27 protein-coding genes, 1 tRNA gene and 1 pseudogene are annotated in these 18,087 nt (G+C 59.7%); 14 read left to right on the forward strand and 15 right to left on the reverse strand.

The features are described 5' to 3' along the window. Positions 1-55: 55 nt before the first annotated feature. Positions 56-460 carry a DUF4399 domain-containing protein gene (locus HB633_RS07425; RefSeq protein ID WP_213777468.1) on the reverse strand — a complete coding sequence of 135 codons (405 nt, stop codon included), beginning with the start codon at positions 458-460 and terminating at the stop codon, positions 56-58. A 357-nt stretch (positions 461-817) separates the two neighbouring features. Between HB633_RS07425 and HB633_RS07430 the strand changes: the two genes are divergently transcribed. Next, positions 818-1,000 (forward strand): rubredoxin, encoded by a 183-nt coding sequence (locus HB633_RS07430; RefSeq protein WP_056352901.1) that lies wholly within the window; start codon positions 818-820, stop codon positions 998-1,000. A gap of 20 nt (positions 1,001-1,020) precedes the next feature. Here the strand turns inward: HB633_RS07430 and HB633_RS07435 are convergent, their stop codons facing one another. Next, a complete protein-coding gene (locus HB633_RS07435; RefSeq protein ID WP_213777469.1) occupies positions 1,021-1,773 on the reverse strand; it encodes a class I SAM-dependent methyltransferase in 753 nt (250 codons plus the stop codon). Positions 1,774-1,796: 23 nt separating this feature from the next. After that, complete coding sequence (locus HB633_RS07440; RefSeq protein ID WP_213777470.1) at positions 1,797-2,600, reverse strand: hypothetical protein; 804 nt, start codon at positions 2,598-2,600, stop codon at positions 1,797-1,799. A 128-nt stretch (positions 2,601-2,728) separates the two neighbouring features. Here HB633_RS07440 and HB633_RS07445 point away from each other — a divergent pair, with 128 nt between their 5' ends. Continuing rightward, complete coding sequence (locus HB633_RS07445) at positions 2,729-3,031, forward strand: hypothetical protein (protein WP_213777471.1); 303 nt, start codon at positions 2,729-2,731, stop codon at positions 3,029-3,031. Between the two features lie 89 nt (positions 3,032-3,120). Here the strand turns inward: HB633_RS07445 and HB633_RS07450 are convergent, their stop codons facing one another. Further along, positions 3,121-3,447 (reverse strand): hypothetical protein, encoded by a 327-nt coding sequence (locus tag HB633_RS07450; protein ID WP_213777472.1) that lies wholly within the window; start codon positions 3,445-3,447, stop codon positions 3,121-3,123. Between the two features lie 300 nt (positions 3,448-3,747). On the opposite strand from HB633_RS07450, the gene HB633_RS07455 reads away from it, so the two are divergent. Beyond that, a tRNA-Arg gene (locus HB633_RS07455) sits at positions 3,748-3,822 on the forward strand. Between the two features lie 78 nt (positions 3,823-3,900). Here the strand turns inward: HB633_RS07455 and HB633_RS07460 are convergent. The 4 genes from HB633_RS07460 to HB633_RS07475 all read right to left on the reverse strand — a co-directional run bounded on the left by HB633_RS07460 (position 3,901) and on the right by HB633_RS07475 (position 4,841). Further along, complete coding sequence (locus HB633_RS07460; protein WP_155524181.1) at positions 3,901-4,071, reverse strand: hypothetical protein; 171 nt, start codon at positions 4,069-4,071, stop codon at positions 3,901-3,903. Between the two features lie 81 nt (positions 4,072-4,152). Next, positions 4,153-4,314 (reverse strand): hypothetical protein, encoded by a 162-nt coding sequence (locus HB633_RS07465; protein WP_213777473.1) that lies wholly within the window; start codon positions 4,312-4,314, stop codon positions 4,153-4,155. A gap of 42 nt (positions 4,315-4,356) precedes the next feature. Then, positions 4,357-4,560, reverse strand: coding sequence for a hypothetical protein (locus HB633_RS07470; protein ID WP_213777474.1), 204 nt, complete (start codon positions 4,558-4,560; stop codon positions 4,357-4,359). A 59-nt stretch (positions 4,561-4,619) separates the two neighbouring features. Further along, positions 4,620-4,841 carry a hypothetical protein gene (locus tag HB633_RS07475; RefSeq protein WP_213777475.1) on the reverse strand — a complete coding sequence of 74 codons (222 nt, stop codon included), beginning with the start codon at positions 4,839-4,841 and terminating at the stop codon, positions 4,620-4,622. Positions 4,842-5,004: 163 nt separating this feature from the next. Here HB633_RS07475 and HB633_RS07480 point away from each other — a divergent pair, with 163 nt between their 5' ends. Together HB633_RS07480 and HB633_RS07485 are read left to right on the forward strand one after the other, a co-directional pair. Further along, complete coding sequence (locus HB633_RS07480; RefSeq protein ID WP_213777476.1) at positions 5,005-5,403, forward strand: DUF1090 family protein; 399 nt, start codon at positions 5,005-5,007, stop codon at positions 5,401-5,403. An 81-nt stretch (positions 5,404-5,484) separates the two neighbouring features. Beyond that, positions 5,485-5,778, forward strand: a complete 294-nt coding sequence (locus HB633_RS07485; protein ID WP_213777477.1) for a hypothetical protein — start codon at positions 5,485-5,487, stop codon at positions 5,776-5,778. A gap of 8 nt (positions 5,779-5,786) precedes the next feature. On the opposite strand, the gene HB633_RS07490 is transcribed toward HB633_RS07485, so the two are convergent. Further along, positions 5,787-5,945 carry a hypothetical protein gene (locus HB633_RS07490; RefSeq protein WP_213777478.1) on the reverse strand — a complete coding sequence of 53 codons (159 nt, stop codon included), beginning with the start codon at positions 5,943-5,945 and terminating at the stop codon, positions 5,787-5,789. A 79-nt stretch (positions 5,946-6,024) separates the two neighbouring features. Next, positions 6,025-6,747, reverse strand: coding sequence for a TetR family transcriptional regulator (locus HB633_RS07495; RefSeq protein ID WP_213777479.1), 723 nt, complete (start codon positions 6,745-6,747; stop codon positions 6,025-6,027). Between the two features lie 187 nt (positions 6,748-6,934). On the opposite strand from HB633_RS07495, the gene HB633_RS07500 reads away from it, so the two are divergent. After that, entirely contained in the window at positions 6,935-7,390 is a 456-nt protein-coding gene (locus HB633_RS07500) for a hypothetical protein (RefSeq protein ID WP_255580798.1), read from the forward strand. A 13-nt stretch (positions 7,391-7,403) separates the two neighbouring features. On the opposite strand, the gene HB633_RS07505 is transcribed toward HB633_RS07500, so the two are convergent. After that, the gene (locus HB633_RS07505; RefSeq protein ID WP_255580799.1) at positions 7,404-8,888 is read right to left on the reverse strand and encodes a sensor domain-containing diguanylate cyclase; all 1,485 of its coding nucleotides are present in this window, start codon (positions 8,886-8,888) and stop codon (positions 7,404-7,406) included. Positions 8,889-9,077: 189 nt separating this feature from the next. Here HB633_RS07505 and HB633_RS07510 point away from each other — a divergent pair, with 189 nt between their 5' ends. The 7 genes and pseudogenes from HB633_RS07510 to HB633_RS07540 form a co-directional block, all read left to right on the forward strand. Then, positions 9,078-9,581: a YbhB/YbcL family Raf kinase inhibitor-like protein gene (locus tag HB633_RS07510; RefSeq protein ID WP_213777481.1), complete on the forward strand. Its 504-nt coding sequence runs from the start codon at positions 9,078-9,080 to the stop codon at positions 9,579-9,581. Positions 9,582-9,680: 99 nt separating this feature from the next. Then, on the forward strand, positions 9,681-11,048 hold the full coding sequence (locus HB633_RS07515; RefSeq protein ID WP_213777482.1) for an MFS transporter: 1,368 nt from the start codon (positions 9,681-9,683) through the stop codon (positions 11,046-11,048). 112 nt (positions 11,049-11,160) lie between these two features. Beyond that, positions 11,161-11,757 carry a DUF4142 domain-containing protein gene (locus HB633_RS07520; RefSeq protein WP_213777483.1) on the forward strand — a complete coding sequence of 199 codons (597 nt, stop codon included), beginning with the start codon at positions 11,161-11,163 and terminating at the stop codon, positions 11,755-11,757. Then, the gene (locus HB633_RS07525; protein WP_346730281.1) at positions 11,754-12,119 is read left to right on the forward strand and encodes a DUF1488 domain-containing protein; all 366 of its coding nucleotides are present in this window, start codon (positions 11,754-11,756) and stop codon (positions 12,117-12,119) included. Before HB633_RS07520 ends, HB633_RS07525 begins: the two co-directional genes overlap by 4 nt. A gap of 66 nt (positions 12,120-12,185) precedes the next feature. Then, positions 12,186-12,791, forward strand: a complete 606-nt coding sequence (locus tag HB633_RS07530; RefSeq protein WP_213777484.1) for a hypothetical protein — start codon at positions 12,186-12,188, stop codon at positions 12,789-12,791. Between the two features lie 113 nt (positions 12,792-12,904). Next, positions 12,905-13,360: a PA2169 family four-helix-bundle protein gene (locus HB633_RS07535; protein WP_213777485.1), complete on the forward strand. Its 456-nt coding sequence runs from the start codon at positions 12,905-12,907 to the stop codon at positions 13,358-13,360. A 175-nt stretch (positions 13,361-13,535) separates the two neighbouring features. Then, positions 13,536-13,787, forward strand: a pseudogene (locus HB633_RS07540) (flavin reductase family protein); the annotation flags it as partial. Between the two features lie 63 nt (positions 13,788-13,850). Here HB633_RS07540 and HB633_RS07545 read toward each other — a convergent pair. Next, a complete protein-coding gene (locus tag HB633_RS07545) occupies positions 13,851-14,144 on the reverse strand; it encodes a hypothetical protein (RefSeq protein WP_213777486.1) in 294 nt (97 codons plus the stop codon). 167 nt (positions 14,145-14,311) lie between these two features. Beyond that, complete coding sequence (locus HB633_RS07550) at positions 14,312-14,644, reverse strand: BON domain-containing protein (protein WP_061998928.1); 333 nt, start codon at positions 14,642-14,644, stop codon at positions 14,312-14,314. Positions 14,645-15,134: 490 nt separating this feature from the next. Here HB633_RS07550 and HB633_RS07555 point away from each other — a divergent pair, with 490 nt between their 5' ends. Beyond that, on the forward strand, positions 15,135-16,616 hold the full coding sequence (locus HB633_RS07555; RefSeq protein ID WP_213777487.1) for an RNA polymerase factor sigma-54: 1,482 nt from the start codon (positions 15,135-15,137) through the stop codon (positions 16,614-16,616). A 55-nt stretch (positions 16,617-16,671) separates the two neighbouring features. On the opposite strand, the gene HB633_RS07560 is transcribed toward HB633_RS07555, so the two are convergent. Beyond that, positions 16,672-17,562: a YihY/virulence factor BrkB family protein gene (locus HB633_RS07560; RefSeq protein ID WP_255580800.1), complete on the reverse strand. Its 891-nt coding sequence runs from the start codon at positions 17,560-17,562 to the stop codon at positions 16,672-16,674. Positions 17,563-17,697: 135 nt separating this feature from the next. Then, positions 17,698-18,051 carry a chemotaxis protein gene (locus HB633_RS07565; RefSeq protein WP_255580801.1) on the reverse strand — a complete coding sequence of 118 codons (354 nt, stop codon included), beginning with the start codon at positions 18,049-18,051 and terminating at the stop codon, positions 17,698-17,700. Positions 18,052-18,087: the final 36 nt, after the last annotated feature.

The following is an 18,087-nucleotide window of genomic DNA, read 5'->3' on the forward strand; positions in this document are numbered from 1 at the left end:
TTGAGATTTCGGCGGACATCTTTGTGACATCCGCCGCGCCGCATTTTCGACGGTATTACTTCACGTGGATCTTGATCGTCTGGCTCATTTCCGGACCGAACGACTGGTGGGCGCCATCGCCGAATTGAAGCGTCAGCGTGTGGTCGCCGGGAGGCAGCTTCACGTCCGCTTCGGTCTGGGCCTTGCCGAAATGCAACGACTTGTCGTTAGCCGGGATGACGAGACCCTTTTGCATGGGGCCGGCATCGATCAACAGGTGGTGATGGCCTTTATTGGGATCGAGATCGCCTGCCGGCGCGAGCCCCATGCCTTCCAGGCCGAACACCACGTGCCCCGGGCTTGTCACGGTCGCGCCGTCTTTCGGCTCTACAAAAAAGACGCGCGCTTCGGCATGCGCCGCGGCGGTCATGAGGAACATGCTCGACAACACCAATCCCGACAACAGTTTCTTGAACGTCATTTTTTTGCTCCCAAGAAGAGTGCGGCTGCCGATGAACAATCCCGGCCGCCAAAACGGCTGCGTGCAGCGCGCGATGGCATCGCTCAAACCCGTTGGCGAAAGGCCCTCGCGGAAGTGCACAAAATCCGCCCGGCAGAGGATACACCGACCTCGCGAAAGAAACGCATGTCGCATGACTTCCATCGCGGCGGGCGCGAAATACCGTTTATTACGCGTCGGATCTCCCCTTGCGAAGAGCGGATTTCGACATTCCGGTAACATTCGGTTCGCCGGTAGCAATGGTAGTCGGGCGGGATCGTAATATTTGGCCCGCACTAAATTTGCTATTTTCTGTTGAACGAGAAGAAAGAGTCTGTCGTGAGTGAAGTTTTAGAATATAAAAGCTGGGTTTGTCTGATTTGCGGCTGGATCTACAACGAAGAAGATGGCTTGCCGGAAGACGGTATCGCGGCCGGAACACGCTTCGCCGATATCCCTGATACATGGCGCTGCCCGCTGTGCGACGTGGGCAAGGAAGACTTTGTGGCGGTCGAGTTCTGAACGCCTGGACCGGTCGCGCTTTATCGCGCGATCACAATCAGTTCGCGGCTGCCTGCCGATACCCCCGTCCCATCCCAATCGCCAAACCAGGTCAGGCTGCTGAAACCAGCTTGATTCAGCAGCGCAGTCAGTTCGTCCTGGCTGCGAAATCGTAGTTCGCTCGCCGAAATCAGCTCGTTCCCGGAAGCCTGGAATTTGAAATGCGTCGTGAAGCGAACGACCGATTGCGGGCTTTCGACGGCATCGGCGAGCCACACTTCCACTTCGCCAATCCCTTCCACCGCGATTTTTCTGTGCGAGCGCAAGGGCGTCCACGCATCCCATGCGCGCGCCGCCGGATTGCGGCACTCGAAGGATAGTTCGCCGCCGGTACGCAGCGCGTGCCGGGCGGCCTTCAGCGTTGCGAGAAAAGCGCTGTCATCGATAAAAACCTGCGCCACATGTCCCGTCATCAGCACGAGATCGGCTGGCGGCAATATGGCGAGCGCGCCCGCGTCCCCTTCGATCCAGTCCACGCGCTCTGCATGCGGCCGCTTACGCGCGACCTGCAGCATGGCGTTCGCCGGATCGATGCCGATCACGCGTGCGCCCAGCGCTGCGAGCTCACACGTGAGCAAGCCTGTGCCGCAACCCAGATCGATCACGCGGTCGCGGCTCGCGGCGAGCGCGAGGTAGAAGGCGGTATCGGCGGCGGGAGGGTTCAGCGTGTCGTAAAGCGCAACGAGGCGTGGATCGGTGTAAAGGGTCGAGGGGGTCGAGGGGGTCGAGGGCATGTAGTTGCAATAGTTGGCGGACGTCAGCGGCTCAAATACGCGAGCGCGTCACGCATGGGCTGACTGGGCACGAGTATGGAACCGGTAAATGGCGTATCGAGATCAAGGATCACGAGGACCGCGGACGCTATGGATAGCGCGCCGAGCGTGATGATCACGAACGCCAGCGCGTTGCGCGGCGCGATCAGCCCGAAGCACAGGAAAATGACGAGCAGCCAGAAGACAAGGATGCGGTCGAACGGTGTCGATATCGAACCGCGCGCCTCCTGGACGATTTTCCATCGTTGCTGGATGAGATCGTCGAACCGCAGCAGCGCCTCGTTATCCATTTTTTGATGGTAGGCGTCACGCGGTTGCAGTTCCCGCACTTCATGCTGTGCTCGCTCCAGAAGACTTCCCAGTTCGCGGCTGTCGAGGTGATCAGCGCTTGGTTCGGGTGCGAGGGTTTTCGGGAAGTAATCGCCGGGAGGCGGCGGTTCCTGCGCCCACGTTGTTGCAATCGCGGCCGCCGTATAGGTGCGCAAGATCTGACGAGGGGTATCGGCGTCGGGGCCGTACTGGCGCAAACTGTTGTCGAGCTGGATCAGCGCGGAGGCGTAAGTGCGGATGTCGTTGTTGGTGGTATCGAACAAGGTTTTCGCCGATGCCGTCAGCAAGCCCAGCACCAGCGCCGCGAACGTGACGAGCATGCCGATCACCAATTTCAGCAATTGCACCGTTTCGAACGCCTTGTGCTCTTCGGGCAACAACGGGCGTATGACAACACCAGCGCCAGCCGCCGCCAGCAGGAAGAAAAAAACGACCGAAGCAGTTTCTAATTCAGTCATGGGCCGTGTTCGATGGAAATGATCATTGTGCAGAACCTACGCTATTCACCGCACGCCGGAAATTGACGCTATTACCGACTCGCACCATAATCGACTCGCTGTTTTGCACACATTATCGAGTTTTATCAATGAACAAAATTTCGCGCCTGATGGCTATGTTTTTTCTGAGCGCCGGTGGTGTTGCTTGCGTGGTATCAAACGCAAACGCCAATACCGCCGCCGACAATGTCCGGCTCAGCGCAACGCCGCTTCAGAATGGCACGTTTGGCAACGAATGCACGAACCGCTCGATCCGGCCATTCGCCCGGCCGAAGGACAGCTCGTTCTCCGACGATGCATTGCGCGCCGGTCTGGTGTTGCTCACAGGCGTGGCAAGCGGCGGCTACCATTCGGGACCTTCAAATGTCTGCGGCAACCGGTCAGCGTTCTAGGCTCGATCGAGCGTTTTCAAGCGCGAACCGGCAACACGCAAGCGTGTCTCCGCGCGGGCAGTCGGAGACACTTTGTGGGGGGCGCCCTGTCAGATCGCCCGAACTACAGCAATTTTACCAATCAGCGCCAAGTAATAAATCGGCCAGAAGATCACTGCGCGAACTTTGGTCGAGAATACGTTTTGAAGCGTGTTATAGACTGGATGAAACGTGATCAGATTACGCAAGACCGTCCGGTTCAAAAAGATTCCGCAGGCGAAATAAACGATAAAGTACGCAATCGGCGCCTTGCTTACGCTAGCTATGATTGCGCCAATAATCAACGCTGCCACAGCGCCCGCGTAATACCCAAATGCTTTACCGAGTGACATCAGTCCACCGGACCCCTGAACGGCGTCGTCGCTGGCGATACTCATCTTTTTTTCCTTATTGAGTTGGAGAGGATTTCGAGGCGCCGTGAATCCGACGGCTCAGGCCGGGAATATCGGCATCTGACAGACAAACTTTAGGGTGGCGCGGTGTTATCGGCCGAATGCGCGCAATTTGCTTCTTGCGGCTGCCGACGACGCGTGAACGGTCGGGTTTGTGTGGAGCATGGCGACGCGGCGGCGGCCCTTCGTTCCAGCGCTCTTTGCTATACTCTGCCCGCTGCGTCGGCGCTTCTGTTAGGAAGAGGCGGTCAGCCGTGACGTACGCCCACCATCGCTCATATCCATCTCCCTGTAGTTCAATGGATAGAACAAGTGCCTCCTAAGCGCTAGATGCAGGTTCGATTCCTGCCAGGGGGACCAGATGACGGCCGCCTCTTCAACGTATCCGCACTGGATTCGGCATAAGCGCCAAGCCACCTTCCCAAACCCCACCGCGCCCTACCGCGAATTCACCCAGAACTCGTCATCGAGCGCTTCGAAGAAAAACGCTTCCAGCGCGTCTTCCGACAAGTCATCGATGGTGATGCCGCGCAGGCGGCATAGCAGGTGGAGGGTCTCGTCAGCGGCAAGCACGAGATTGCGGAACGCGGTCGCGGTGGGATTGGTCATGTCCATGACCCGGATAACGGCCGCGCCGGACACAACTTGAGAAAACTGCAGGAAATTTTGCCGGCTGACTGGACGATGCCTTCAGGCCTCGACCGCCATTGCGTTGAGGAAAAACTCGCCGAGTTCGTCGTCGGTGAGCGCTTCGAGTGAAATGCCGCGCAAGCGGCACATCAGTTCGAGGGTTTCGCCTGCTGCCCGGATGAGATCGCGGGAGGCATCGGAGGTGCGGTTTGAAGGTTCCATGCCCATGCTAACGGCGCGCTCTACCCGAACTTTAAGCTGGTCCTATTCGCGCTCGACCGGAAACCTTCTATCCAGCTCGCGCTTCGCCCACATCAGCGCTTCATTTTCCGCGACATTGCTGGTCGGCGCCATCTCGCCCGTGTTCTTCTTGAGCGGCAACGCGCCTGCCTGAACAGACCAGTCCCAGCGGTCCCCACGCTTTTCGACGAACACGTCAATGGCATGTTCATTGTGCAAATAGTGCATGGCTTCTCCCGTTGGCAGGCCGCGATCCTAGCACGCGGGTCCCATGTGGCCGGGCCGCGTCAGGTTGCATGTTCGCTACACCAGTCGATGGCCCACGCCCGGGCGCACGCAATGGCGTCGCCGTCGTTATCGAATGCGTCGATGTCGCCGGACTCGTGCCGCTCCGGGTGTGCGTTGCCTTTGACGGCGGCTCTCGTGATATGCGCCTGCGCGTAGTAGAGGCCGTCCTGATCGTGCCGCGACCGGCAGTCGACGTGAAAGCCTTCGTAATCGAAACGCATGAGCATATTCCTCGTAAAAAAGTAATCAGTCAGTGCAAACCGCGCAAAACTCATTCCGCGCTCAATCCACATCTGGCTAAAATACGCCGACCTCGCCTGCTCAGGATAAGGGCGGGACACACCGCAGGCCCCACGCTCAATCTAGTCAGTCACGGATTCCGCCATGAAATTGTTCGTCGCCGTCGCGCTCAGCATGTGTTTGTCGGTTGCTCACGCCTCGCCGGAAACCGATGCATGCGACGCCCATCGTCAAAGCCTGGAGCGGCAGATGGCCACTGCGCTCAACCGGGACGACACGGCGCAACTCGATTCGCTGCAATCGGCGCTCGATAAAACCAACGCCGAATGCACGCCAGAGGCCATCGAGCAACGCAGGTCCGGCGCGCTCAAACGCCACAACGACGCCATCGCCCAGGCAAGAAACACGCTGCGCGCGTGGGAAGGCGAACTCGCGCGGGCGCAGAAGAAAGGCACGGACCAGCTCAATATCAACGCGTGGCAACGCAAGGTGAACCGGGCGCGTGCGGATCTGGACCGGGCGATCGCGCGGCCCATCCAGTAAGGAATCGGGGACGCCGCGCCCAAGGGTTTGCACTAACCCGCAAATACCTAAAGTTTGAAGAATTGCAGCCGTTGAGCACTGATGAACCTTATGACAGACATCAAGCCTCAGGGCGCATTTTCCGCAATGCTGGCGGACCAGGAGTTGTCGCATCTCGAACTGGTGCTGCGGCGTTCGCTCATCGACGACGCGCTGAGCCCAATTCTTCCCCCGGCCTACTGGCGGGAACGCCTCGCGCTGGTCGCGCGGGCATCACATTTGTCGCATACGCAAATTCAGATAGTCCACAGGCTGTATTTGCAGATCGATGCGTATGAGGCATCGCATCGGACGATGCAGGATGCGTCCGAAGTGACGCCGGATACCGGCGGCTGACACCGCGTTCAATGCCGATGCCGCATCCACCAGTCGTGCAGCGAATCGTGGACCGAGCGGCCCATCATGCGTTCGCGAAAATCGTCGCGCCAGTCGTGCGCGAGCAGACCGATCGCCAATGCGGCCAGCAATGCCAGGCCAACAAAAATATGTTCAAAGCCGTCCATGGCGCCCTCCGTTCCGGTCGACAGCCATGACTCAAGCATAGGTCACGCGCTCAAAAACGGGTAATCGAAGATACGCGTTTCAGCGCGCCACGAACCGCAATACTGCGTCGACGATCATCGCCCGATGGCGCGCTCGTGACCTTGGGCCAGCCGGATCACGTCCGAACGCCATGGCGAAAGCATGCCGGTTGGAAACCCTGAAAAAGCACAGCGAACTGATCATCAGATGCAGATCGAAGGGATCGATGTCCTCGCGAAACACCTTGGCCGCGACGCCGCGTTCGATGAGGTTCCTGATTGTCTTCATCGCGCTCGAATTGCGCGCCTTGAAGGCTTTCAAATGCTCTGCGTGCTTGCCGCCGCTGATGTTCTCGCCGGCGATCAGCTGGACGAAGTCGCGTTGTGTATCGTGGAAATCGAAGGTGAATTCGACCAGCCGGCGCAGACCTTCGCGCGGCTCCATGGTTTCGAGGCGCAACGCTTGTTCGAGCGCGCGGATCTCCTTGTACGCCTCCTCGATTACCGCTTCGTACAGCCCTTCCTTGCTGCCGAAGTAGTAATACAACATGCGCTTTGTGGTGCTGGTGCGCTCTGCAATGGCATCGACCCGCGCACCGCTCAAACCCATTGCTGCGAACTCGGCGGTTGCGATCTCGATGATGTTGCTTTTCGTTTGTTCTGGATCGTATTTTCGTTTCGCATCGTGTTTCTCCTGAACCGATACGGATACCGAACCATTTTTTCGAGGGCCTGAACGAAGACTCGAACGAACCGGCGCTGTAACTTTGCTTGCTTTTTTCATCGGCTAATTGTGTGCAGAGCGCCTGAGATGAAAATAAGTTTAGCATGGGTTTTTCAAGGGCTTTTCGCACAATGTCCAGCCTCGCATTGCGTCATGCACACGCGTTGATGAAGCTTGCAGCAGGGTCTTTGGCTATACTTCTCCACCCGCCCGCAGGCCCCGACTTGGCCCCAATACAAGGATTCGCATGATTCTTCGACACGCCGCGCCGCGCGTTAAAAACGCGCTAATTGCATGCGTCTTCGCCTGCGCTTTTCCGTTTGCCGCGCATGCACAAAAGCAGCCCGCGCAGCCCTCGACCGCGCAAGCGCTGCCACCGGGCCATCCGGCGGTGCAGCAGCCATCGCCGCAAAGCGTCGCGGCCGAGGGCGTGCGCACGAGCGCGAACATTGCGCGCGGCGCGGCGGACATCTGCCATATCGAAGCATCGAAAATCGCGCGTTTCAAAGCGGTCGCGCGCAAGAACTTTACCGACGCGCCCGACTTCGACGGCGAGTGGAATCTTGGTTACAAGGAAGCGCAATCGACTGTCGATCGTTTCGCGGCGCTCAAGACGAGCAACCCGCAAGAGTACGCGCAGAAGATCGGCGAGGCGTGCCCGGCGCTTGCGCGCGGTATCGATGAATCGACAGCCGGCCAGTAGCCACAACGCAAGCCTATGCCTGGTCGGGCGTGCCGTAATGCGCGCGCTTTTCAAGGTACATGGCGGCGTCGGCGCGTTGCATCATGGCTTCGAGCCGCTCGCCGTCCTGTGCGGTGGCGGCGCCCATCGCGAAACTCAGCGGCAGACCTGAATAGAACTGGTTATTGACGTCGACCAGTTGCCGGATGCTGTCGATCACGGCCGCGCCGCCGCGTTCATCGACACCCGGCAACAGCAGCACGAACTCGTCGCCGCCAATGCGCGCGGCGTGGCTCGGCTTCTCCACCGCCTTGCCCAGCACTTCGCCTGCGCGCCGCAGCAACGCGTCGCCGGCGGCGTGGCCGAGCTGATCGTTGACGGCCTTGAGACCATTGACATCGACCGCGACGGCCGTGACCGGGAACGGGCCCTTGCGCTCGAGCCGGTTCATTTCATCGATATAAAACGAGCGGTTTTTCAGCTTCGTCAGCGCGTCGTGCTTGCCGAGGAATTCGAGGTAGGCCTCGGCTTTCTTGCGCGCCGTGATGTCCGTGAGCGCGACCAGCACGAGATCCCAATCCGCTTCGTGTCCGGGGAACACCGAGAACTGCAAATGCACGTTCAGCTGATGGCCTTCGAGGGAATAGTTGATGACTTCGCGCTGGTGAAACAGGCGGTTTTCCCACAAATCGATGAGCTGCTCCTGGAAATGGCCGACCATTTCGTCACGGAAAACATCGCCGAGGCGGCTCAGCAGCGCGGCTTTATCGGACGCGCCGAACATGGTGAGCGTGTGCTGGTTTACGTCGAGCACATGGATTTCCTGCATGCATCGCTCGATGAATTCCGGATGCACGTTCGTGAAGGTGCGAAAGTCGACGATGCCCCGTTCGCGGATATCGTCGAGCAGCGACTTGACCGTGCTGAAGTTTTCCACCCAGAGCGAGACCGGTGAATGCTCGAACAGGCCGCGCGCGTAGAGTTCGCTGAGCGCGTTCTTGCGGCGCACGTTTTCCAGCTCGGTAATGTCCTCCACCGTCACGAGCACGCGGTCCCACGTCGCTTCGTGGCCAGGAAGGATGACTGCCTTGAGCAATACGTCGAGGCGCTTTCCGTCAAGCGCGTAATTCACGGTCTTGCTCACGAATTGCGTCTTGCCGGACCAGAGTTGCTCGAGTTCGTCGGCGTGGGTGAGCAGCATGTCATCGCGGAAAACCGCGCCGAGATTGACGACGAGGTGGTCCAGGTCCTTCGCGCCGAAGAGCGTCAGCGTGCGCTGGTTGACCTTGATCACGCGGATGCGCGACGAGCAATCGGCGATCCGCGCGGTATCGGCACGCAGGAAAGCACGCAAGTCGGCAATCCCGTCTGCGCGCCAACCCTCGAACACTTCGCGCACCGCGCTGAAATCCTCGAGCCACAGCGAGACGGGCGCGAGTTCGAACATATCGGCGTCGTCCGCGGGCTGGCTTGGCGCTGCGCTCACGCTGTGCAACGCGCGTCCCAGGTTGTTCGGCATGTTCATCCTTCCCAAAAACGTGCTTGAAATTTTCCGATTTGCATCATTTTATGCGCACGCGTCTCAAAAATATGCTGAATGCCAAAAGTCCGGGGCGCAGTTGAGCGGCCTTGTTCATCTTTCACGCACACCGGGCATGTTTGCTGCGCGCGGCGATGAATACACAACCGTCACAGGAGGCGATGTCCCATGGCTGATTTTCGTATCTGGTCCGATGAGTTCGCGGCCAACGGATATTTATCGAAGACGCACGAGTTCGATCAGGAGGCATTCGGCGTGGATGGCGAGAACATCTCGCCCGCGCTACAGTGGGAGGGCGTGCCGCCCGAAGCCGAGAGCCTCGCGCTGACCATCTACGACCCCGACGCGCCTACAGGCAGCGGTTTCTGGCATTGGGTCGTGGTGAACATTCCGTCCGGCACGCACTCGCTGCCGCAAAACGCCGGCAAGGCCGACGGCAGCCTGTTGCCGGCCGGCGCGCTGCAACTGCGCAATGATTACGGCACGGTGGGTTTTGGCGGCACGGCGCCGCCGCGTGGCGACAAGGCGCACAGGTACATCTTCCGGATTCATGCGCTGAAAGCCGCCCACCTGCCCGTCGATACCTCCACGACCAACGCCGTCGCGCGTTTCATGACGCATTTGAACGAGATCGATTCGGCGACCTATACCGGGCTTTACGAATTGAAATAGGTCTGCCTGACCGGCGGCCGCTCGTGGCCGCCGCAATAAAGTAACCCGCTTGAAAGGCGCGAGCCTTAAACTTCGCGGCTCCCCTCTTCTTCCAAATCGATGGACGCTGAACAAGGCCTTCCGTATCCCCAGCGTTATTGGGCCATCCTGGTCGTCGCGCTCGGCATTACGCTCGCAGTGCTCGACGGCGCAATAGCGAACGTCGCGCTTCCCACCATCGCACGCAATCTCAATGCGAGTCCCGCCGACTCCATCTGGGTCGTCAACGCGTATCAGCTCGCGATCACCGTTTCATTGTTGCCACTGGCGTCGCTTGGCGACCGGATCGGCTACCGGCGCGTGTACATGGGCGGTCTGGCGCTGTTCACGCTGGCATCGTTTGGATGCGCACTGTCAGGGTCGCTGACGTCGCTGGCGGTCGCGCGCGTGATTCAGGGCTTCGGCGCAGCGGGCATCATGAGCGTCAACACGGCGCTGGTGCGCATGATCTACCCGCCCGAGCATCTGGGCCGCGGGGTCAGCATCAACGCGTCGGTGGTGGCGGTATCGGCGGTGATCGGACCGACGGTTGCGTCCGGCGTGCTCGCCATTGCGCCATGGCCGTGGCTGTTCGCGATCAACGTGCCGATTGGCGTCGCGGCGCTCGCTGTCGGCTGGAAAGCGCTGCCGCGCACGCCGGGGCATCGCCGGCCGTACGACTACATCAGCGCATTGATGAACGCCGCGGTGTTCGGCCTCGCGATTACCGCGGTCGATGGACTCGGCCACGGCGAACATCGTCCGTATGTGATTGCGGAGTTCCTGGTGGCGGGCGTGATCGGCTACTTCTTCGTGCGCCGGCAACTGACGCAGACGGCGCCGCTTTTGCCCGTTGATCTGCTGCGGATTCCCGTTTTCGCGTTGTCGATTGCGACGTCGTTTTGCTCGTTCACTGCGCAAATGCTGACGTTCGTTTCGCTGCCCTTCCTGTTGCAGAACACGCTCGGCATGACGCAAGTCGAGACCGGCTTCCTGATGACACCGTGGCCTATGGTGATCGTGTTCATCGCGCCGGTCGCGGGCATGCTTTCGGACCGGTATTCGGCCGGCGTGCTGGGCGGTATCGGCCTTGCGCTCCTGAGCGCCGGGTTGCTGTTGCTCGCAACCACGGGCGCGCATCCAGCGCCGTTCGATATCGCGTGGCGCATGGCGCTTTGCGGTCTTGGCTTTGGCCTGTTCCAGTCGCCCAACAACCGGCAAATGTTGTCGTCCGCGCCGCGCAACCGCAGCGGCGGCGCAAGCGGCATGCTCGGCACTGCGCGGCTCTCAGGCCAGACGCTGGGCGCGGCGCTCGTTGCACTCATCTTTGGTATTGCACCGCAGCACGGCGCGACCATCACGCTGGTTGTCGCGGCCTGTTTTGCGGCAGCGGCGGCACTCGTCAGTTTGTTGCGCATCTCGCGCAGCAAGACGGCCGCAGCGGCCTAAGTACCGCCCTTTCCCTTCAAATCTCTGGGCACACCCTTTGCTGCGTTCATGAACGCCAGTCCTCTCATGGGGACCGGCTTCTGATTGCGCGAAGGGGGTTATGGAGATTCGAATGACAAGATTCGCACGATCCGGATTTGCCATTGGGCTCGCGCTGAGCGCGCTGTACGCGCCCTCGGCCGCGTACGCCCAAAACGGGAACGCAGTGGCGCCCGCGCGTCGCGGTTCAGATAGTCAGGCGGCCGCATCGGCGAGTTCGGCGCACGACACGTTATCGACTATCGACCAGCAGTTTGTGCAGGACGCGGGGACTGCTGGCGCGACTGAGATTGCCGCAAGCAAACTGGCGTTATCGAATTCGTCCGATGCACACGTCAAGAGCTTTGCTCAGCGAATGCTCGCAGATCACACGCGGCTCGCGCGCAACCTCGATGTCGCTGCCAAGCAGCGTGGAATTACGGCGGCGCCGAGCGCGGATGCATCGGTAACGGGAAGCCTTGAAACGCTGCACGGCGACGCTTTCGATAAAGCCTACATCCTGCAAGTTGCACTAGCCGGCCATCAGAAGGCGATCACTGTCTTCAGCACGGAAAGCATGAAGGGCAACGACGCGTTGCTCAAGAACACCGCAGCCAGAGCGCTGCCGATCATCAAACATCATTACGCCATGGCGCAGCAACTGGCCAAGGCGAAAGGCATCGCATCATGACCGCCTCTCCGGGCACGATGGTCACGCAGACTACGCGCGATCAGCTTCCCCGGCCGGCCTATGAGGATTCGACCATGCATATCCAGTTTGCCGACAGTTCCCCCGTCTACGACGGCGACGATTTCGCGCTGCATTTCACGGCGCTCGTCGATTCCGATCCCGTGGTTTGCTCCATTTCGGCCGAGGCACTCGAAGATCATTTCGGCGCGGCGTCTGCACGAGAAGAAGACCTCTTGAACGCGTTCGAGCAGGGCCGCGCACGGATTCGCTCGGTGTGCGCTGAAGCACTCGATCGCAATGGTGGTGACAGCGTCGTACTGCGCAGTGGCCTGTTTCGCGTCGCGGGCATGGAACCCGACTGAAGGTGTGCATCGCGCGTATATGCGCTGGTCCGATTTGATCTGATTCAACGTTCTCTGGAGGTCCCTATGTCCTTGATCATCGCTGGACGGTTTCAGACGTTTCCAAAAGCCGAAGAAGCGGCACAACGTCTTTTTGCACGCGGTTTTGTAGAGGAAGACGTCACGCTCTTTTACGTCTCTCCGAGCGGCCAGCACTCGCGCCTGAATACCGGCGGAGACCACAATGCGAACGCCGGCGCAAAAGACTCGTCGAAAGGCGCGGGTAAAGGCGTCACGATCGGAGCGGTGCTCGGCGCAATTATCGGCGCAGCTATTTTTCTGGTTTTCAAGGCGCCGTGGCTGGCCGCGGCGGTTGCAGCGGGTGTAGGTGCTTATGTTGGATCTCTGGCAGGCGCGATGTCGCATTCGAAGTCGGGAAAACGCGCGCCGCAAGACGAAACCAGTTCCGACAACCATGGCTCGGCCAATGCAATCGATGCGCGCCAGTCCGGTGTGCTTGTAGCTGTACATTGCTCGCCGGAACAGCAGACCGAAGCCGCGACAATTCTGCGCGATGCCGGCGGCATGGAAGTAGAACGCGCCTCGGGACAATGGAGGAACGGACGCTGGGCGGATTTTGATCCGGTGATACCGCCGGAACCCGTGCAGGAATTTGCAGAACCGCGTGCTTAGTCAGGCACGCCCGTTGCGACTGTAGAAAGACCACGGTCCGAAGGGAATTTCGCAGGACTTCTCTTGCGATAACCCGGCCGCGGGCCATCTTCGATAACTCACAGGAGGTTCTTATGAGCACGAACATCGTCTCGGTACTCAACGATCTGATTGAAACGTCGAAGGACGGCGAAAAGGGCTTCAGGAAGGCTGCAGAAGATACAAAGGATGCATCGCTCAAGCAACTGTTTGCAGGCCGCGCAGACGACTGCGCACGCGGCGCGAGCGAACTGCAAGGTGTAGTTCAGGGTCTTGGCGGCAAGCCGGAGACAGGCGGCACCGTTGGCGGCGCATTGCACCGCGGCTGGGTGGACGTAAAGGCGGCAGTGAGCCATCGCACGGACCACGCGATCCTGGAAGAATGCGAACGCGGCGAAGATGTCGCGAAGAAGAATTATCGCGAGGCGCTGGACAAGGAACTTCCCGCTGATGTCCGCGCGGTTGTCGAGCGTCAGTATCAGGGCGTGATCCAGAATCACGATCGTATTCGCGATCTGCGCAACCAGTACGCTGCGGCTGCGAAGTCGTAAATCAGCTACATAGTAATGCATGGCGAAAGCCGCCGCGCTTCAGGGCGCGGCGGCTTTTTTTGTGACTTGGCGGGATCGGGGAATGGCAGCGCAAGATCCGGAGCGTCCGCAGGACGCACGCATGACACTGTGTTCTCGCTTAACAATGCAGAACAATCAAAAGGACAATGCGCGACTGCGCGGCGCCATCGATATCTTCGAGTTGCGAGTGTTGCGTGTGCACGTGCGTCCGGACCTGCTGATGGATGGAAACCCCAACCGTATCGATCCAGACAAATGGAACCCGTTGATCATGAGTTTCCAGAGGTTCTACGGCCTGGCAGCGGGACAAGTGCATGGATCGCGGCTCGCGGATATTCCCGAGTCGGCGTACCGCAGTCCGGATATCGATCGCGCCCGGACCGGCGAAGAACTCGCCCGCGCATAGAAAAAGCCGGGTTCGACTTTTAACCCGGCTTTAAGTGTGCTGCGAGGTACACCGCGAATGACGTTAGTGCGGCGCGCCTTTGTCGTTCGTGCCCAAAGCCGATGCTGCAGCTGCCGCCGACGCGCCATGCAGCCGGGACTTCTTGTCCATTTGATGCAGCGTCGTGCCGCCCGATCCCTTCTTGTGCATGGCCATTGGAGCCGACGCCGACATTTCCGGGTCGCCCGTCGCTGAATTCGGGCCGCCCGAATTCCCGCCACCACCGCCTGCTGCACCACCGCCTGACTGAGCCATCGCGGGTCCGGCAAAAGCCAGCGCAAGCGCGCCGAGCAAGGCAAATTTTTGGGTGTTCTTCATGTTCATCTCCAATTCCTTGTAAGCCGGACGTCTCGTGAAAGCCGAGCGCCCGGACGTTTGATTGACTTCTTCGTACTTCTGATCAATTGTGCCCAGCGCCTGCATTTTTCGATAAAGCAAGAAAAGATGCGGACGGCTCTCAGCCCATCCGCATCGATTGGTCAATCTTATTGAACAACCTTCAAGTGATTCTTGACCGAGTCAACGCCATCTACCTTCGCTACCACTTCTTCAGCGCCGCTCTTGTCATCGGCGGTCGGCACCGTGCCCGTCAGCGATACAACGCCGGCACGCGTCTTCACATGGATATGCGTGGACTTGACGTTCTTCGCGCCCAGCAACTCGGCCTTGACCTTCGTCGTGATTGCAGAGTCATCGACCTTGGTGCCGATCGACGTGGAAGCACCTGTTGCATGCGTAGCGGTTTGTGCATTGACGTTCAGCGCAAACACGACACAAGCGATACCACCGGCTGCCTTCAGGAATTGGGTCGACTTCATAGAAATTCTCCTTCTTATCGAATTAAGAGGACCGCGGAGTCCGCTGTCCTGATTGATCGCAGGCCGCCTCGCACGGCCGCAGCTTCTTGCTGCACTAACCTGCTCGTTCATACCGGGCGTGCCAAAAGCATTTCCGGTAGCAAGGCAGCTATCGCAAGTAGTGTGCCGGGACGCTGCCGACGGTCGGCAAATTCGACCTTGGCAAAGCTGTGGAAACCTTATGTGACAAAGCGTGCCACGTGGTCTAAACATGTGATGTTTGAAGTTGAAAAGCCGCGCATTCCCAATCTTCAGGACCGCCGCGCTTTGCCGATGCACGTGTAAAAAGTGCGCGAATAAGAACGCGAACCAGGTTGCGGCGCCAAAAGTCGCGAAGAGAAAAGTCTATTAAATCGTGCACTCACATACGCTGCGTGCAGATGGTGACTCGCTTGGCACGAGTGTTGCTTTTAAGGGACGCACGAAAGACCTAACATAGGAACAACACGCAATGCCGCCTTCCCTCGAACTACGTACCAAGCAAAGTCTCGCGCTCACGCCGCGCCTTCAGCAATCGGTTCGTCTGCTGCAGCTTTCGTCGCTCGAGTTCCAGCAGGAATTGCGCAACGCGCTCGATACCAACCCCTTCCTCGAGTACGACGAGACGCAGGCAGAAGACAACGCACTTTCCACTGACAATGGCAGCTCGCTTAGCGACGCGCCGACGCTCGGTGAAGCCACCGCGCCCGTCGATACACCGATGACCGCCGAGAGCAGCAACGACGGTTCGGACAACGATTCGCAGTCGCACGAGGACTCCATGAGCGAGTTCTCGTCCGATCCGTTCGGCCGTACGTCGACGAGAAACAACGGCGACGGTGATGGCTCCGACCCTGCGGATTGGGTTCGTATCGAACCGTCCTTGCATGAAACGCTTCACGATACGCTTCGCCTTTATCCGATCAACGACCGTGACCGTGCCGTAGCGCAACTCATCATCGAAGCACTCGATGACGACGGTTACCTGCGCCAGGACCTGCAGGAATTATCGGAACTGGTCGATATCGAGCCGGCGTTGTCGGAAGACGAATTGAACATTGCGCTGAAGCTCGTGCAATCGCTCGACAAACCCGGCGTCGGCGCACGCACACTGTCTGAATGCCTGCGTTTGCAGCTCGACGCGCTCGAGCCGGAAACGCCGGGACGCGCGGTGGCGATCGAGATCGTCATGCACCATCTGGAAAGGCTCGCACGCCGTGAACAGGCAGAGCTGCAAAAGAAAATTGGCTGCAGCGCGGATGAACTGCGCGTGGCCTGTGCGCTTGTGCGCAAGCTCGACCCGAAGCCCGGTTCGAATTATGGCGCAGCGGAAGACAACTACGTCGTACCCGATGTGATCGTGCGCCAGGTCAAGAAAAACTGGGTCGTGACGATCAACCCGGCAGTTCTCCCACGCGCGCGGATCCATCGCATGTATGCGGAACTGTTTGCGCAATCGGCGGGCGCAAGCCGTTCACCGCTTGCCCAGCAACTGCAGGAAGCACGTTGGCTGATTCGCAATGCCCAGCAACGGTTCACGACCATTCAGCGTGTGGCGGAATGCATCGTCTCGCATCAGAAGGCGTTCTTCGACTACGGTGAAATCGCGCTCAAGCCGCTGGTTCTGCGCGATGTCGCCGACGAACTCGAACTCCACGAGTCGACCATTTCGCGCGCGACGGGTAACAAATATATGTCGACGCCGCGCGGCATTTTCGAGTTCAAGCATTTCTTCCCGCGCGAGCTCAGCACGGAAAGCGGCGGTACGTGTTCCGCCGCCGCAGTGCGCGCACTGCTCAAGGAAATGATCGCGAAGGAAAGCAGCAGCGAACCCCTTTCCGATGTCAGCCTGGCCAAGATGCTCGCTGATCAGGGCGTGATCGTCGCGCGCCGCACGGTGGCGAAATATCGTCACTTGATGAAAGTGCCGCCGGCCGAGTTGCGTCGCGCTTGAAGCAGGCCTGCTTGAATTGAAGAAGCGCCCTCGGATGACTCCAGGGGCGCTTTTTTTATCGCCAGCCGGAGAGGTGTTGCCGGCGCCTGCGCCCCGCCGTTGCCGATACTTCCGCGCCAAGCAGGAATACCGCCGCCGAGTAATACAACCACATCAGGATGATCGCGAGAGAACCGGCCGCGCCGAACGTGTTGGTCATGCCCGCGTGCTGCAGGTATAACGCGAACAACCGCTTGCCGCATTCGAAGAGCAACGCCGCCGCCGATGCACCCAGCGCAGCGTCACGCCATTTCATGCGCGAACTCGGCAGGAACTTCAGCAGCACCGCGAAGGCCAGCATCATCATGAACAGCGATATCGCGCGTTGCGCCAAAGCTGCAATCAGGAACGAAGGTCCGCTCGTGCCGAGTACCCACTGGCCGACAAGGACGACAAAGGCATCGAGTACGAGCAACGCCACGATCAGCAAGCCCGCGCCGACCACGAACGCAAACGAAATCGCCCGCACGCGCAGGATGGCGAGGATGCTGTCGCGCGTGCTTGAAACGGGCGCGGGCCAGATTACGTTGAGCGCCGTATGCAGCGATGAAAATGTCGCCGACGCCCCGACGAGAACGCCAACGCCTGAAAGAATCGCGGTGCGTGCGGCGATATCGGCGTGCCAGGCGTTTGCGACGATCGCTTCCAGGCCGTGCGCCGCATCCGCGCCTACGACGCCCGCTATCTCGCCGAACAGGCGCCCCTGCACGGCATCGGCGCCGAAGAAAATACTCGCGACCGCGATGATGATCACCAGCGTCGGCGCGAGCGAAAATGCCGCGAAGAACGCGATGGAAGCCGAGAACATCACACAGTGATCCTGCGACCATTGGACGATCGGCTCCTGGATCCATGACCAGAAGAGTTTCAGCCTTCGCGCTTTCGGCTTGGTTGTTGCCGTGTTCAAGAGATGCGCTCCCGCAGATGTTCTTTTTTCGCGATGGTAGCGCGGAATCGGGAGTTGGTTGGCGCAAGCGAGTCAGCGCAAAGCAAAACGGCGCGCCTTCGGGGGCGCGCCGTCTTTGTCCAACCACAATGAATGTTAGGGCTCTTCTTCCTCATCGTTTGCCGGGTCGGCGGTTTCATCGTCGATTGCGCGGGTTTCGTCTTCCACCTCATCGGGCAGGATGTCCGAATCGAGTTCGAGATTGTTATCTCCATCCGCGGATGCCGTCTCGCCAGTTCCGTTGCGGTCTGTATCGCTGTTCAGCTCCGCGGCGGACTGGCCGAGCGCGTGCTGATCGAGTTCGTCTTCGATATCGCCGGGATAACGCTTCTCGCCCTGCACGTCCGATCCGCTATCCGATGAATCGCTCGGTCCTAATGCGCCAGTTCCGTGCCCCTTGCCAACTTCCACACCACCTTCTTCGTCCGGATCCAATGTGCTTCCACTCATGATGACCTCCTGATTGCGTACAGGCATTGACGCAAA

Source organism: Caballeronia sp. dw_276 (genome assembly GCF_018449635.1).
Classification (GTDB): Bacteria; Pseudomonadota; Gammaproteobacteria; order Burkholderiales; family Burkholderiaceae; genus Caballeronia.